12 protein-coding genes and 1 tRNA gene are annotated in these 14,857 nt (G+C 64.6%); 6 read left to right on the plus strand and 7 right to left on the minus strand.

The window, feature by feature from the left end:
* Positions 1-21 precede the first annotated feature (21 nt).
* Positions 22-567 carry a helix-turn-helix domain-containing protein gene (locus ASF76_RS17345; RefSeq protein ID WP_200936103.1) on the plus strand — a complete coding sequence of 182 codons (546 nt, stop codon included), beginning with the start codon at positions 22-24 and terminating at the stop codon, positions 565-567.
* A 457-nt stretch (positions 568-1,024) separates the two neighbouring features.
* On the opposite strand, the gene ASF76_RS17055 is transcribed toward ASF76_RS17345, so the two are convergent.
* The 4 genes from ASF76_RS17055 to ASF76_RS09365 all read right to left on the minus strand — a co-directional run bounded on the left by ASF76_RS17055 (position 1,025) and on the right by ASF76_RS09365 (position 7,342).
* A complete protein-coding gene (locus ASF76_RS17055) occupies positions 1,025-4,672 on the minus strand; it encodes a hypothetical protein (RefSeq protein ID WP_156459206.1) in 3,648 nt (1,215 codons plus the stop codon).
* A gap of 509 nt (positions 4,673-5,181) precedes the next feature.
* Positions 5,182-5,257 (minus strand) — tRNA-Lys (locus ASF76_RS09355).
* Positions 5,258-5,297: 40 nt separating this feature from the next.
* Complete coding sequence (locus ASF76_RS09360) at positions 5,298-6,296, minus strand: FecCD family ABC transporter permease (RefSeq protein ID WP_055956489.1); 999 nt, start codon at positions 6,294-6,296, stop codon at positions 5,298-5,300.
* On the minus strand, positions 6,293-7,342 hold the full coding sequence (locus tag ASF76_RS09365) for a FecCD family ABC transporter permease (protein ID WP_200936104.1): 1,050 nt from the start codon (positions 7,340-7,342) through the stop codon (positions 6,293-6,295). The genes ASF76_RS09360 and ASF76_RS09365 overlap by 4 nt, the downstream gene beginning before the upstream one ends.
* Before the next feature lie 23 nt (positions 7,343-7,365).
* Here ASF76_RS09365 and ASF76_RS09370 point away from each other — a divergent pair, with 23 nt between their 5' ends.
* Positions 7,366-8,412: an ABC transporter substrate-binding protein gene (locus ASF76_RS09370; RefSeq protein WP_235561274.1), complete on the plus strand. Its 1,047-nt coding sequence runs from the start codon at positions 7,366-7,368 to the stop codon at positions 8,410-8,412.
* 109 nt (positions 8,413-8,521) lie between these two features.
* Here the strand turns inward: ASF76_RS09370 and ASF76_RS09375 are convergent, their stop codons facing one another.
* Positions 8,522-9,196, minus strand: coding sequence for a fasciclin domain-containing protein (locus tag ASF76_RS09375; protein WP_055956492.1), 675 nt, complete (start codon positions 9,194-9,196; stop codon positions 8,522-8,524).
* A 321-nt stretch (positions 9,197-9,517) separates the two neighbouring features.
* Between ASF76_RS09375 and sigK the strand changes: the two genes are divergently transcribed.
* The 4 genes from sigK to ASF76_RS09395 all read left to right on the plus strand — a co-directional run bounded on the left by sigK (position 9,518) and on the right by ASF76_RS09395 (position 12,813).
* On the plus strand, positions 9,518-10,108 hold the full coding sequence (gene sigK, locus ASF76_RS09380) for an ECF RNA polymerase sigma factor SigK (RefSeq protein ID WP_055956494.1): 591 nt from the start codon (positions 9,518-9,520) through the stop codon (positions 10,106-10,108).
* On the plus strand, positions 10,105-10,914 hold the full coding sequence (locus ASF76_RS09385; protein WP_055956497.1) for an anti-sigma factor: 810 nt from the start codon (positions 10,105-10,107) through the stop codon (positions 10,912-10,914). Before sigK ends, ASF76_RS09385 begins: the two co-directional genes overlap by 4 nt.
* Positions 10,915-10,991: 77 nt before the next feature.
* Positions 10,992-11,630: a hypothetical protein gene (locus ASF76_RS09390; protein WP_055956499.1), complete on the plus strand. Its 639-nt coding sequence runs from the start codon at positions 10,992-10,994 to the stop codon at positions 11,628-11,630.
* A gap of 298 nt (positions 11,631-11,928) precedes the next feature.
* Positions 11,929-12,813 carry an aminodeoxychorismate lyase gene (locus tag ASF76_RS09395; RefSeq protein WP_055956502.1) on the plus strand — a complete coding sequence of 295 codons (885 nt, stop codon included), beginning with the start codon at positions 11,929-11,931 and terminating at the stop codon, positions 12,811-12,813.
* 113 nt (positions 12,814-12,926) lie between these two features.
* Here the strand turns inward: ASF76_RS09395 and pstB are convergent, their stop codons facing one another.
* Both pstB and pstA read right to left on the minus strand, forming a co-directional pair.
* A complete protein-coding gene (gene pstB / locus ASF76_RS09400) occupies positions 12,927-13,706 on the minus strand; it encodes a phosphate ABC transporter ATP-binding protein PstB (RefSeq protein ID WP_055956505.1) in 780 nt (259 codons plus the stop codon).
* A gap of 40 nt (positions 13,707-13,746) precedes the next feature.
* Entirely contained in the window at positions 13,747-14,856 is a 1,110-nt protein-coding gene (gene pstA / locus ASF76_RS09405) for a phosphate ABC transporter permease PstA (protein ID WP_055956506.1), read from the minus strand.
* Position 14,857 lies beyond the last annotated feature (1 nt).

Here is a 14,857-nt window from a genome sequence, read left to right on the forward strand (position 1 = left end):
TACTCGAATAATTCGACAGGGGTGGCGAAGCTCCTCCAGCTGGCGAATCTGAAGCCAAGCCGGGTGGCAGTGGCCAGGCGCCCTGTACCCCGCCGAGCTCGACGACTTACCGACGCAGAGAAGGTGGCGTTCGTTGAAGGCTACAAGCGGGGAGAGCTGGTCGCGGATCTAGCGCGTCAGCTTGGGGTGCACCGCACGACGCTCGACATGTTGGTTGCTCGTTTGAAGCTGAGCCGGGTAGATCCGAACGAAGTACCAGCAAAGGTCCGTGGCTCCCTGGTCGCGATGTACCGGGCAGGGGAGTCCTTGGCTGCGATCGGGGAGCAGTACGGGTTCAGCGCCAACAAGGTGCAGCGGCTGCTCGTATCGATGGGTGAACCGATCCGGCCACGTGGCCCAAAGAAGCCAGCGGTCACAAGCGAGCAGGTCCAACAGATGGTCTCGCGGTACGAGCACGGTGAGGCGATCGCAGTTATCGCGGCATCGGCCGGCGTCAGCTATGCGCAGGCGAGGTCGTGCTTGATGGAGGCTGGTGTTCAGATGCGGCCGCGCGGGGGAGCGCGGTGACTGACTAGGCGACCTTCTTCTTCTCGGCTTTGTCTCGCGCGATAGCGAGCAGGACACGGGCTAGCTTGTCGAAGTCGACGTCCGATCTAACAATTGCTTCGGTGCGGATGACGTATGACTTGTTCGTGCGCCTCCTGCCGGGAGTCCTGTTCGCTGGCGGTGGTGCTGCTTCGAGCCGAGCAATGACCTTTGTGAATTCGGCGTAAGCCTTGCCGGCACGGTGGGGGAGGTTTGACCACTTCGCCGTGACCGCCTGTCGATACGTGATCGCTTGCTCGTCGGTGAGGTCCGTGCTGGGTTTGTAGTACTCGTGCAGTGTGCATTGGTCTTCGAAGGTCAGCTTTGTCCAGCCACGCTCACTGCGTCGCCAATGATCAGTGAGAACATTTCGGTTGAGCAGATAAGTGGTGCGAGTAAGGCGTGGCATATGTGTCGGTGTTGGTAACCTAACGAGGATCTACCTATCAAAGCCCTCTTGCTCGCGCCGTGCGGTCTCGTCGTTGCGTAGCGCTTCTCGTTTATAGTGGTCCGCGATTTTACGGAGGAGCCGGGCAGTCTTCGGCCACTCGTCATTGGCCAGAGAAGCGTAGTCCTCGTACTTTCGGACCAGAGCACGCTCCTGATCGCCACCCTCACCTATGCTTCGCGTTACAACCCCCCGCAGGTTCGTAACACCAATGGGGAAGTTCCTGTCGATAACCTTGGAGCTACTATCTTCCAGAAAATTCCGAACTGCCAAGGTCGGCCACAAATCTCCATCTGATTTGGAAAGAGCGAAAACCTGACCAATGTGAGCTTCACCGACTTCCAGGCGACCCGCATCGGCTAGCAGCGTTCTCGTTTCCTCAACCCATTGCCTTAGAAGCTGCTCATCGACTTCCTCACTATTCACATTTGAACCTGGTATAACACTCCATCGGTGGAGCAAGTCCCAGGCGTTCTGAACGACGTGAGATGGGTGTTTCTCGTCTGACTCGTTCGAGTCCTTGCGTCTGTATAGGTAACTGACAATCTGCACAAAGAAGGCGGGAGACGACGCAAGAAGCGCCTGAAGTGCAGCAATGTCGGAGGAGCGACCAAGCGCCGGAAGCAGGCGCCATTCCAAAAGCCCTAGTGCTTCAGTGTCTATCTGGCCGGCCTTTCGGACGTACTCTAAGAGAGCGGCAAGGTCATACTGAGATAGCAGTCTTCGCTCAGGATCGTCCTTTGAGTCAATCAGCTCATTGAGCAGGCGGACGATAAGATGTGAGTCAAGGTCTTGATCGGATCGATGTGAATAAATCGCCATCAAGTCCAAAGCTTTCGCGTGTCGTCCATTTCGGCGCAGGTGTTCAGCAGTTTCGTTCACGAGGGCGAATGCCCCGCGTCCCATGGTTTCGAACTCGGACCAGTACAGGTGATCCACTTCCTCGCCGGCCAAACGAGCTACGTCCCAAGCCATGGGGAGATCATCCATCATTCGGAGCAATCGAGCGCGAATAAGCGGGTTGTCACCGTGCTGTTCGGATAGAGCTATCAGATCGTCGTTCCTCGTCCCCAGTTTCTTGCTGATGAAGGCCCAAGCGAATTCACGGACGCCGTCGTTTTCATCGACAACCAGAGCGGCAACACCGTTGATGTCCAGTTCGATAATTGGAGATTTTGCAGCAGCAACACCGACACTCCAAGGTGTTACGACAACTTTTGAGAGTTGAACTATACCGTCGATTCCGGACTGGATATAGACGCTTTCGGCTGCTTGAACTTGACGCCTACGAACCTCTTCATCGTATCTCTCATAGTCGTCGCGCAGATCGATGCCGCCTCCGATATCCGGAGTGTGCTCGAACAGCCAAGCTGACCGTTCGATTGCGTCTTCGGGTTCGAATTTGAGAGCGAGAATGTCGAAATCGACTAGCTGTTCTTCGTCGAGTGACCAGTCAGCATCAGGGTACTGTCGATGTCGACGGACCATCGAACTAATTCTGGACCAAATTGAATCGCGTAATGAAGATTCCATGATAGCGGCCGAAGCATCCTCGAGCAGAACAAGCACTTGCGCGCGTAGCTGGGGAGGCAAGTCGTCCAGCTTGTCGACGAGATCCGGTAGCCGGGAATAGTCGGCGGCAGCCAGTTCGACGCTCAGGTCGAGGATGTGTTGGACGGCCTCGAAGTAGCTTGCCATCGTCACAGGGTGGTCGTTCACGTCTCGTTTCCAGGACCTGAACTCGGGACCGCTGCCTTCCATTGACGACGCATGGGGTTCCGGTAGGAGCGCCTGAAGCAGGGGCCACGCCGTATCAGGATCCTGGGCACAAATCTTCGAGAGCACCTTGTTGCGCGAAGCAAGGGAAGCGCCGGTTTGTGGGTGCCATGGCAAAAAGATGTTTGTGAGGGCGCCAATCGGCCGATTTGAGAGCTTGCCGCCAGGATCCGTTTTGGCTAGCTGAACGAGTAATGTCACAGCGCGGCCAAAATAGTCAGGAGACCATGCGAGCGTCTCGAGAGACCACAGTAGGTACACATGTGGGCTCGACGGTGACATGAAATCATCAGAGTCTTCGAAGATCCGACCTTCGAGCACTCCACCCGTATTGATGGCCGCCTCGAGTTCGTCGAGGAACTGGTCGGGTGCCGCCTCGGCGAGGAGGGAGAGCACATCAAATAGCGACTCCCACAGTTTGCCGGTCTCGTCTTCGTTCGCTCGCTGAAGCAGGGCTCGGACGGTCAGCTCTGCCCATCCATGTACGGATGCGCCTCCGACAAGGGTTTGGTTGTCGCCGTCAGAGCCAAAGAGGGCCAGGGTTTGGGACACGCCTCTTCGGAGGTCGGTAGAGTGAGCTTTAACCTTACCGTCGATATTGGCTCGCCATCTCTGGTCGCGGGGCAATTCGAGGCTCGGGTCGACCGCACCCAGTACCTCTTGAACAATGCCCTCCATCTCCTTGAGGTCTTCAGCCGATATAGCAGGGCTGTAGTTTAGAAAGCTTGCTTTTGAGTCGAACACTTTCCATGCTTCCCCTACATGGGTCAGCACAGGAGCCGGTCCGCTCGACAGTTTGTTCAAAGATTCCTGCGCGGATTCCGGAGTCTGCCCGGTGAACGTCGTGAAGACGGAGGTATCGCCCTTTTGTGCAAAGTTCCAAGCCCCCATAAGCCACGCGCGGCGAGCCACTTGCGTTGCACCCGTGAGAGGTGCACTTAGGGCGAGTCCGAAATTGGACGTACCGGCGACATGTTGTTTGAAGAGGGGCAGACTTTTATTTAGGGCTCGCGATAGTTTTGTTACCCGTTCCTGATCGACGCCGGCTGCCTTCAGTATCTCGCCAGCATTCCCTATCGGAATGGGAGGCAAGGGTATCGCCATCTCGACGGCGCCAGTGGTGTGCAACACGACATGGTGGCCTGTGACCAGGTCCGCTTGACGCATAAGTGATTCGTCGAAAGGCACAAGTATGAGCAGGCCTTCTATGCTATCGAGGTAAGCAAGTGCCCCTGGATCAAAAACCACAAGGGCCCGATCGAGCAGTTGCTCCCGAATGTCAGGTTCGCTGGTCATGATAACGGCCGCGACAAATGCGATAACATCGTCGCTCGTCGGCGCGTTGATCCATATATGGGCGCTGTCGGTATCGAGAAACTCGCGAAGCAAATCCGCACAGACATTCGAACGACCGGTGATCAAAAGTTCAGGAGTGATCAGGCCGTTCGAGCCGGTTGTATATCGATCCCACCAAGCGGTCAGTGTGCTCACGCCGCTTGCTGGAATATTCAGCAATTCCGAGAACCAAATGTGGTCTCGGGGAGAGTTCTCAAACGCCGCGTACAAGTCATACGACGATAGAGCAATGACGCTCTTCCATTCGCCATGCGCTGCTTTCGTTTGCGCCCATTTGGAAGCACCCGCCCACCGTCGTGGAGTGACGAACACAAAGGTTGTGTCTAGCTTTTCAACCCCCAAGGGGTCAAGAGTGCGCTTGTTGTAGTCTTTGTTCGCTTTGTCCTGAGGCTGATCGCTAGTGCCAAATTCCCACACACTACGCCCTAGTGGGACGAAGGGACTTTGTACCGGCGAAGTGACAATGCCGTCGTATCCCGAAAAGTCCACATGCTCGTCGCCGGGCATAATCAGCTCTTGAACGTTTGGGACGCTTGATCTGACTAGTCGCCTCACTACATTAGGCAGCTGGGAGCGAGTGTTATAAGTCTCGGCCCACGACTCGATCTGCTGCTGTGACGCAAGGTGAGGAGGGCGATGCGTCATGGAATACTCCGAGCCATGGTGTCAGACTGGCCCTGATGCAGCAACGGCCTACAAGCGCCACGAGGAAGCGCGGCATCTCCCACCGCTAGGTCAGGGGTTGTGTGATGACTGGGCAACATAACTAAGTGTGATTATGACAGGCACATCAGACACTGTCTGTAGTAGAAGCCACAACACCACCGGTACATCGCAACAGGGGTAGTAAGTCTCCTTGTAAGCGTACCGATGGCACCCCCCTGTATGCCCCTCGAAATAATCGAAACAGAGGTCAATAGTGGTTTCGCATCGAAGCGAGCGGACGGGCGACTGGACGCGCGCGACACAAAAATAACCCCGGTAAAGGGGTTATTTCGTGTTGAAGCTCGGTAGCTTGGTGGGCCCGGAGGGGCTCGAACCCTCGACCCGCGGATTAAAAGTCCGATGCTCTGCCAACTGAGCTACAGGCCCTGATGCACCCAGCCTACCGGGAGCGGCCGCGGCTTCGTGCTCATCGACGGGTGCGTGCGACGATCCAGAAGAGGTAGGCGCCCCCCACGACGCCGGTGAGCAGACCCACCGGGATCTGCAGGGGCGCGAGTGCGCGTTGGGCGACGACGTCGGCGATAACGAGAATCGCCGCACCGGTCAGCGCCGAACCGAACAGGGGGATGCCGCTGGTGCCGAGCGTGCGGCGGGCGAGTTGCGGCGCCGCCAGAGCGATGAAGCCGATCGGACCGGAGACCGCGGTGGCCGTTCCCGTCAGCAGTGCCGCCACCACGACCAGGAGCAGGCGCACGCGGCCGGTCCGCACGCCCAGGGAGCGCGCCGTGTCGTCGCCGAGCTCCAGCGCGCGGAAGTCGCGGTGCACGAGGGTGAGCACCAGGCTCAGGATGCCGAGGGCGCCGAGCAGAAGGGCGACGTCATCCAGGGAGGTGGCGGCGAGGCTCCCGTGCAACCACTGGTCGGCGTTGCGCGCGATCTCGACGGGCGCTCGGGTGAGGAGGTAGTCGTTGACCGCCCCGAGCAGCGTCGAGAGCGCGATACCCGCGAGGATCGTCCTTTCTCGCGAGACGCCGACGCTGCGCGCCAGGAGCATGACCACCACGACCGTCAGCAGCCCGCCCATCCACGCGCCGGCAGCGGGGGAAGCGGTGGGGGCGATGACGATGAGACCGACCAGGGCGCCGGTGGCGGATCCGGCGGTGAAGCCCACGATGTCGGGGCTCGCGAGCGGGTTGCGGGCGAGCGTCTGGAAGACTGCGCCGGCCACCCCCAGGGCCGCGCCGATCGACAGGGCCGCGACGACCCGCGGGACCCGCAGCCCCATCACCACCACGTTCGTGCGGCCGTCGGCACTCCCGGTGAGAGCCGATGCGACGTCGCCGAGTGACGCCTGGAACGATCCGGTCGTCACGCCGACGATGGCGGCGAGCACCGCCGCGACGACGGTCGCCGCCGTGACGATGGCGTACCGACGGTGTCGCGACACGACGGCAGTGCGCCTCATGACGACTTCCGTACGACGAGCCACAGCAACAGGGGAGCACCGACGAACGCGGCGACGATACCCGCCTCGACCTCGCCCGGAAGAGCGATGACCCGACCGATCACGTCGCTGGCGAGGGTGAGCGCGGCGCCGGCCGACGCGGCCAGGGGGAGCGAGGTGCGCACACCGCGGCCGACGACACCGCGGACGATGTGGGCGACGAGAAGTCCGATGAACGCTAGGGGACCCGCGGCCGACGTCGCTGCGGCGCAGAGGAGGGTGATGGCCGTACCGGCCACGACCACGACGAGCACGGGAGACACCCCGAGCGAACGCGACAGGTCGTCGCCGAGCTGCAGCTGATCGAGCCCGCGGGCGACCGCCGCGGCCAGGACGACCCCCGCGATCGCGAACGGCAGCAGCTGGGCGGCGACGTCGGGGTCGCGTCGCTCGAAGGACCCGACCGCCCAGAAACGAAACGACTCGAACGTGTCGTCGTCGGCGATCGTGATGATGCGGACCACCGCGCCGAGGCACGCGCTCAGCGCCACCCCCGCCAGAACGAGGCCGACCGTGTCGCCGCGCCGCCCCGGCCGTGCGGCGGCGTTCACCAGGAGAGCCGCTCCCGCAGCTCCCGCGAAAGCGAACCAGACGTATCCGGCGGCGGTGCCTACGCCGAAGAACGCGATGGCGACGACGACGCCGACCGCCGCCCCGGCATTGACGCCCAGCAGACCGGGGTCGGCGAGGGGGTTGCGGGTGACGGCCTGCATCAGCACTCCCGCAACCCCCAAGCAGGATCCGGCGAGGAGCGCGGTGAGCGTGCGGGGGATGCGGAGGTCGAAGACGATGACGCCGACGGCATCCCGCCGACCCGAGAACAGCGCCGACATCACGTCCGTCGGGGCAAGAGCGCGCGACCCAACCGCGAGGCTCGCGACAACGAGCCCGACCAGGATGACGAGCGCGGCGAGGGTCAGTCCGGTCGCGCGCCGCCCGGCTCTCCGGCGGCGGTGAAGCAGATGCGCCGCGGTCACCGGTCGAGCGGCCGCGGACAGATCGATCACGAAGGTAAGGATACCCTCAGTAGGTGATCGAGCTTCGTTCCCCGTCTCTCCCCGCCCGTTTTCGTCCACTCGCCGCCGCCCTCGGGGCAGTAGTCGTCCTTGCGCTCACCGGCTGCGCCGGCGCCGCAGCTCACGTATCCACCGTCGACGCCGAAGCCGGCGCCACGGGGGAGTGGGTCGTATCGCGTGATCTGGAGCCCGGTATGGGCTCGACCGAGCCCGATGGTGTCTTCCCCCGCGAAGTCACCCACTTCGAAGGCGTGACCGAGATCCCCGCACGGCCGTCCCGCATCGCCATCGTGTCCACCGGCCAGCTCGACGCGCTCCTCACGCTGGGTACTGTGCCCGCCGCCGCCACCCGCGCCGAGAACAGCGGATTGGTGCCGCAGTACCTGCTCGACGCCTTCCCCCAGGATGCCGCGGCACTCGCCGCCATGACCGACATCGGCCAGCGCACCGAGCCCGACCTCGAAGCGATCGCCCAGGCCGCCCCCGACCTCATCCTCATCAACGCCACGCGGGGCGCGGAGCTCTACGACGCCCTGTCCGCGGTCGCCCCGACCGTGGTGACGAAGGGCAACGGGGTGAACTGGAAGAGCGACTTCCTGCTCATCGCCGATGCGCTCGGTGACGAAGGCGCGGCGCGCGGCATCCTGGATTCGCTCCAGTCCGACAGCGCGGCGTTCGCCGCGACCCACGCGGAGGGCGAGCCGACCGTCTCATTCCTGCAGTCGACGGGCGATCGCACGCGCATCATGGGCGTGCCCTCCTTCGCCGGTGGTCTCGCGGAAGACCTCGGGCTCGGTCGCCCGGCATCCCAGCAGTTCGACGAGACATCGCAGGAGGTCAGCGCGGAGCAGATCGACCTCACCGATGCGGACCACGTGTTCTACGCCGGCACCGGCCAGGGCATTGCGTTCATCGAGGAGGCGCCGCTGTGGTCCACGCTCGACGCCGTGTCGGGCGGACGTACCGTCGCCGTCGACTTCGACCCGTGGTTCATGAATGCCGGCCCCACGGCGGCACGCATCGTGCAGGACGAGATGGTGCGCGTCGTCGGCGCCGACTGACGCACGAAAAGAGCGAGAGCCGGACCCCCTCGCCTGGGGTCCGGCTCTCGCCGTCAGATCCGATCGGTCATCGATCGGTCGAGCGCGTGATCGCTCACGCGTCGAGGAATTACATCGGGGGCATCAGCACCGTGTCGATGAGGTACACCGTGGCGTTGGCCGTCTGAACGCCACCGCAGATGACGTTCGAGGTGCCGTTGACCGTGATCGAGTCGCCCGAGCCGGCGACCGTGACGTCGGCGCCCTGAACCGTGGTGTGGGTGCCGTCGATCTCGTCGGGGGCGATCTGGCCGGGGACCACGTGGTAGGTCAGGATCGAGGTCAGCAGGTCGGTGTCGGTCTTCAGCGTCTCGATGGTCGCGGCGTCGATCTTGGCGAAAGCGTCGTCGACCGGTGCGAAGACGGTGAACTCGCTACCGTTCAGCGTGTCGACCAGGTTCACGTTGGGGTTCAGCTGTCCGCTGACCGCCGCGGTGAGCGTGGTGAGCAGCGGGTTGTTCGAGGCGGCGACGGCGACCGGGTCAGCGGCCATGCCCGCAACCGAACCGGCACCCGAGGGGACGGTCTCGGCGTAACCGGCGCAACCGGGGCCGACGAGGTTGGCGGCCGGGTCCATCGCGGATGCCGAGGCCGACATCGAAGGCGACGCCTCCATCGAGGGGGCGGTGCTCTCCTCGGTGGTCGTGCCACCCGAGGTGGTGCCGCCCGAACATGCGGTGAGAGCGAAGGCCGAGCCCAGAACGAGGGCGAGACCGGCGACGACAGGCTTCTTGTTGGTGAGCATGACATTCCTCCGAAATCGTTCGGATCGCGTCTGCGACCCGTCAAGGACACCCCGGTGCGAGGGGCGGTTCGCCGTGGAGCGGCTTACACAGGGTCTTCGGGACCCCCCGGAGAACGGATTGCGAAATGTTTCCCTTCGGGTCGTTCCACGGCGTCACAAGATCGGAGAAACCCTGGTCAGAGGGTCATAAATATTCCTCACAATATTTCTTCGTCCGTTCGAATGGCCGATGGGACGGCCCATATAACGGTTCGGACAGACCTTTCGCGTGCTCGCGCGCGCGTACAGGAATCGTCCCGGCAGTACGGAATGATGGATGCCATGGTGATCGACGGTTTCGACCTGCCCGACGAGGGGCTCGAGAAGGTCGATCACATCGGCGTCCTGCTGCTGCGTGTCGCGGACGGCGACCGTGGTGCTTTCGCCGAGGTGTACGACGCCCTTGCTGCGCGCGCCTTCGGTCTCATCCGGCGCGTCCTGGTCGACCGGTCGCAGAGCGAAGAGGTACTGCAGGAGGTCTTCCTCGAGATCTGGCAATCCGCTGCGAAGTTCACTCCGAATAGAGGACAGGGAAGATCGTGGATACTCACGATCGCGCATCGACGAGCGGTGGACCGCGTGCGGTCGTCGCAGTCGAGCGTGGATCGAGATGTACGCGCCGGCTTCCGGGACATGGATGTCGCGTATGACAACGTGTCCGAGAAAGTGGAACTGAAAATGGAAGGGCGGCGCGTCGTCGATGCACTGGCGACGCTCCCCGAAGCTCAGAAGGAAGCGCTCACGCTGGCCTATTTCGGTGGGTACAGCCAAAGTGAGATCGCGACCCTCGTCGGGGCGCCGCTCGGTACGGTCAAGACCAGGATGCGTGACGGTCTGTCGCGCTTGAGGATGGAGATGGGGGTGGACAAGTGAACGAGAGGGATTTCGCCGACCTCGCCGTCGGACATGCGCTGAATGCGCTATCCGAGGCAGATGAACGCGCGTACCAGGAGGCTCTCGCGGGCAATCCACAGTGGGACCATCACGTGCGCGGGGCGGTCGACACCGTCGCCGCTCTCAGCGCCTCCGTCGAACCGGTCGAGCCGCCGTCCGCCGTGCGCGCGTCGTTGTTCGCCCGCATCTCCGAACTCCCGCAGGACTCCGCGGAGCCGCGAGATGTGCGGACCTCCGCCGATGACGAAGATTTCGCCGCGCTGGGCATCGCCCCGGCGGCGAGCGTGCGTGAGCCCGTCGCCCTCCGTTCGTCCGGCCGCTCGGGATGGGGGACAAAGCGGTGGTTCGCCCTCGCCGCATCGTTCGCGGCCGTGCTGGTGCTCGGTTTCGGAGCAGTGACCGTCAGTCAGTTTTTCGCGCCTCCCGCGGCGGTCGTCGCCCTGCAGCAGATCGAGGACGCCCCTGACGCGCAGTCGGCTTCGGCGACGATGTCCGACGGAACCGTCGCGACAGCGCACTGGTCGCCGTCGACGGGACAGAGTGTGCTCGTGGCCGACGGGATGCCGGAGTTGGCCGACGGCACGACGTACGAGCTGTGGTTCGTCCGCGGGGAGACCCCGATCGCGGCGGGCACCTTCCAGCCTGACCCCGACGGCAAGGCCACCGCTGTCTTGCAGGGCCAGATGCACACCGGTGACGTGATCGCGGTCACGATCGAGCCGGCGGGCGGGTCGCCCGACGGAACGCCGAGCACCGACCCGGTCGTCGCCGTCGCCACGGCCTGACGCGACCGCCCGAACGGGGCCCGGCCGGGGGGCGGGTCCCGACCCGCGGGCGGTGGGGGACCGCCTAGCCTGGATGGATGAGCGATTCCTCTCGCGAGTTCCACAAGCCGGTGCGGCGCCCCGCCGAACTGTTCGACCGCCTCTTCGCGGCGGACGACCCCGCCGAGGTGTCGCGTGTGGCCCACAGCACGGCTCACGCACTACTTTCTCGCGTGCGTGCCGATCCCTCGGTCGACGTCGTCGAGCGCCTCGTGGCCTTCACCGATGACAACGGCATCGACGACATCGCGGAGTTGTGGTCGCGTTCGCCCGCCCGCTCGCTTCCAGGCGCGCTCTGGCGGCTGTACCTGCTGCAGCTCATGATCCATGACGACGCGGCGACCGCCGCATTGCTGTACGAGCGTGGCCGCATCGAGATCGCGACGGTGGATGCCGTGGTGGCGGGCGCTCCCGCACCCGCGGGGCCCGAGGAGCTGGTGCGCCTCATCGACACGATCCTGCGGGGATTGTTCGAGGGCGACTTCGCCGTCGCGCTCGATCGTGCGGCCGCCTTCTGCCGCGTGCAGGCCGCGGGCTCCACCCACCTCGCGGACGATTACGAGAACACGGAGTCGGAGCGCGCGAGCGCGCTGACCACGCGCGCCCTGCGCCTGGCGACCTACGCCGAAGACCTGTCGGCATGCGCGGCGCTGTGGCGTCGCGACGCCCTGACCTGAGTCGGCGCGACGCCTCGGGGCGGCAGGGCGCACAGCACCGGATGACGGCGGCTCCCGGTCCCCGCGACAGGTCAGCGGGTCGGGTGCGAGATCTGCACGGGAACGCACGTGCAAGAGATTGGGTGCCGGACCGCAGAACGCCTCTCGGCGCATGGCCGCTCAGAGCGGCAAAAGATGGAGCCCGGGGTTACTGCGGCCCGGCTAGAGAAGTGTAACAAGCGCGAGCCCGAGTCATTCCCTCCCGCGGCCGGCGTTGACAAACCCCGGGCGTGTCGGAACCGCCGCGTAGGCTCCCTGCATGGCCTTGCGCTCTGCTCTTCGCATCGACCCCGCGGCATCCGTCGAGCGGAGGGAGTCCTTCGCCGACACCTTCCGCGCGATCGACCCGTTCGCCCCTGCTCTTCCCGTCGGCGAGCTCAGCGCCCAACGCGGGGACGGCGTCTTCGAATCGCTCGGCGTCGTCGACGCTCACCCGCAGGAGGTCGAACCGCACCTCGAGCGCCTCGCCCACTCGGCTCAGCTGTGCGACCTACCCGTGCCGAACCTCGCGCAGTGGCGGGAGGCGATCGTGACGGTGGCCCGTGAAGCGGGTCGGGGGGAGAACGTGATGAAGCTCCTGCTCAGCCGGGGTGTCGAGGGGGCCGACGCGCCGACCGCGTGGATCACCCTCGCCGATGCGCCCGACAACACGGCGGCGCGCACCGACGGCGTCCGCGTAGCGACCCTCGACCGCGGCTACGCCCTCGACGTGCCCGCCCGCGCACCGTGGCTGCTTCTGGGCGCCAAGACCCTGTCGTACGCGACGAACATGGCCGCCATCCGCGAGGCGAAACGCCGCGGGGCCGACGATGCGGTCTTCGTCAGCAGCGACGGCTTCGTGCTCGAGGCACCCACGGCATCCGTCGTCCTGCGCGTCGGTCAGCGCTTCGTGACACCCGCGCCGAGCGTCGGCATCCTGCACGGCACCACGCAGGTGAGTCTGTTCGCGCACCTCGAACGGCGGGGTTTCGCCACGGACTACGCCACGGTCTCGGTCGCCGAGCTCGCGGACGCGGAGGCCGCGTGGCTGCTGTCGAGCGTGCGTCTCGCAGCCCCGGTCTCCGCGGTGGACGGGCGGGCTCTCCCGATCGACCGGGCCTTCAGCGACGAGCTCAACGCCTACCTGTTGAGTCCCCGGGACTGATCCGCCGCGCCCGCCGCCCGGGGCAGGGCGTCGTCGTCAGGTGACGCCGGTGCTCGGCATCCGGAAATGACGAAAGCCCCGCCGGAGCAGGGCTTTCGCGTGGGGTCGGGTGCTTACCCGAAGCGGCCCGAGACGTAGTCCTCGGTCGCCTGCACCGACGGCGTGGTGAAGATCGTGGAGGTGTCGTTGTACTCGATGAGCTTGCCGGGCTTGCCGGTGCCGGCGATGTTGAAGAACGCCGTCTTGTCGCTCACGCGCGATGCCTGCTGCATGTTGTGCGTGACGATGACGACGGTGTACTCGCTCTTCAATTCGCCGATGAGCTCCTCGATCGCGTAGGTCGAGATGGGGTCGAGTGCCGAGCAGGGCTCGTCCATCAGGATGACGTCGGGGGACACGGCGATCGCGCGGGCGATGCACAGACGTTGCTGCTGGCCACCCGACAGGCCCGAGCCGGGCTTGTCGAGGCGGTCCTTGACCTCGTTCCACAGGTTCGCGCCCTTGAGCGACTTCTCGACCAGCGCGTCGGCGTCGGACTTGGCGATGCGGCGGTTGTTCAGCTTCACCCCGGCTAGCACGTTCTCGCGGATCGACATCGTCGGGAACGGGTTCGGGCGCTGGAACACCATGCCCACCTGACGACGCACCAGTACGGGGTCGACGCCCGAGCCGTACAGGTCGTCGCCGTCGAGCAGCACGGAACCCTCGACGCGAGCGCCGGGGATGACCTCGTGCATGCGGTTGAGGGTGCGCAGGAAGGTCGACTTGCCGCAACCCGACGGGCCGATGAAGGCGGTGACGGTGCGGGGCTCGATGTCGAGGGACACGCCCTCGACAGCGAGGAAGTCGCCGTAGTAGACGTTCAGGTCGTTTACTTCGATGCTTTTGGACACGATTCCTCGGGTGATTTCTGGTCGGGTCGACGTGCCGCGGTCAGCGGCCGAGCTTGGGGGAGAAGAACTTCGCCACGGCGCGCGCGACGAGGTTCAGCACCATGACGATGACGATGAGCACCAGGGCCGCGCCCCAGGCGCGGTCGATGAAGGCCGACGCGGGGATGCCCTGGTTCATGTACTGGGAGTAGGCGAACACCGGCAGCGTCATCATGCGGCCGTTGAAAAGGTCGTAGTTCACCGAGGTGGCCACACCCGCGGTCAGCAGCAAAGGTGCGGTCTCGCCGATGACGCGCGAGATCGAGAGCATCACACCGGTGGTGATACCCGCCACGGCCGTCGGCAGGACGACCTTGCTGATCGTGAGCCACTTGGGCACGCCGAGCGCGTACGACGCCTCGCGCAACTCATTGGGGACGAGCCGCAGCATCTCTTCGGTCGAGCGCACGACGACAGGGATCATCAGCACCGCCAGAGCGATCGCGCCCATGATGCCCATGCGGATTCCGGGGCCGAGGAAGAGGGCGAAGAGCGCGTAGGCGAACAGGCCCGCGACGATGGACGGGATGCCCGTCATGACGTCGACGAGGAAGGTGATCGCGTGCGCGAGACGCTTGCCGGCGCCGTACTCGATCAGGTAGATGGCGGTGAAGATGCCGATCGGGATCGAGATCACGGCTGCGGCCAGCGTGATCAGCACCGTGCCGATGATGGCGTGCAGGGCACCGCCGCCCTCGCCGACGACGTTGCGCATCGACGAGTTGAAGAACTCGGCGCTGATGCCGCTCACGCCGTTGGTGACGACCGTGACTCCCACCGAGACCAGCGGGACCATGGCGATCCCGAAGGCGATGACCACGACGCCCGTCACCAGACGGTCGACGCCCTTGCGTCGCCCCTCGATGATCGTGGAGATGGTGGTGATCAGGACCAGGTACAGGATGGCGGCGACGACCGCCCATCCCGCGATGTTGAACGGGCCGCCGGCGGCGAGGGAGACGATGCCCAGGAGCAGGGCCGAGAGGCCCGCGCTGCCGGCGAGGGTGACCCACGGAGCCCACGAGGGGAGGCGACCGCTGGTGAGGTTGTTGGTCGAACGCGTGGGTGTCGCGGTCGCCGGGGTGCGCGGCGCAGTGGACGTGGCGGTCATG

The organism is Microbacterium sp. Leaf151 (genome assembly GCF_001424225.1).
GTDB lineage: Bacteria > Actinomycetota > Actinomycetes > Actinomycetales > Microbacteriaceae > Microbacterium.

Coding starts and splice junctions, on each gene's coding strand:
- ASF76_RS17055 (WP_156459206.1), bottom strand. CDS start 4,672: ATGCCCGGCGACGAGCATGTGGACTTTTCGGGATACGACGGCATTGTC.
- ASF76_RS09360 (WP_055956489.1), bottom strand. CDS start 6,296: ATGAGGCGCACTGCCGTCGTGTCGCGACACCGTCGGTACGCCATCGTC.
- ASF76_RS09375 (WP_055956492.1), bottom strand. CDS start 9,196: ATGCTCACCAACAAGAAGCCTGTCGTCGCCGGTCTCGCCCTCGTTCTG.
- sigK (WP_055956494.1), top strand. CDS start 9,518: ATGGTGATCGACGGTTTCGACCTGCCCGACGAGGGGCTCGAGAAGGTC.
- ASF76_RS09390 (WP_055956499.1), top strand. CDS start 10,992: ATGAGCGATTCCTCTCGCGAGTTCCACAAGCCGGTGCGGCGCCCCGCC.
- ASF76_RS09395 (WP_055956502.1), top strand. CDS start 11,929: ATGGCCTTGCGCTCTGCTCTTCGCATCGACCCCGCGGCATCCGTCGAG.
- pstA (WP_055956506.1), bottom strand. CDS start 14,856: ATGACCGCCACGTCCACTGCGCCGCGCACCCCGGCGACCGCGACACCC.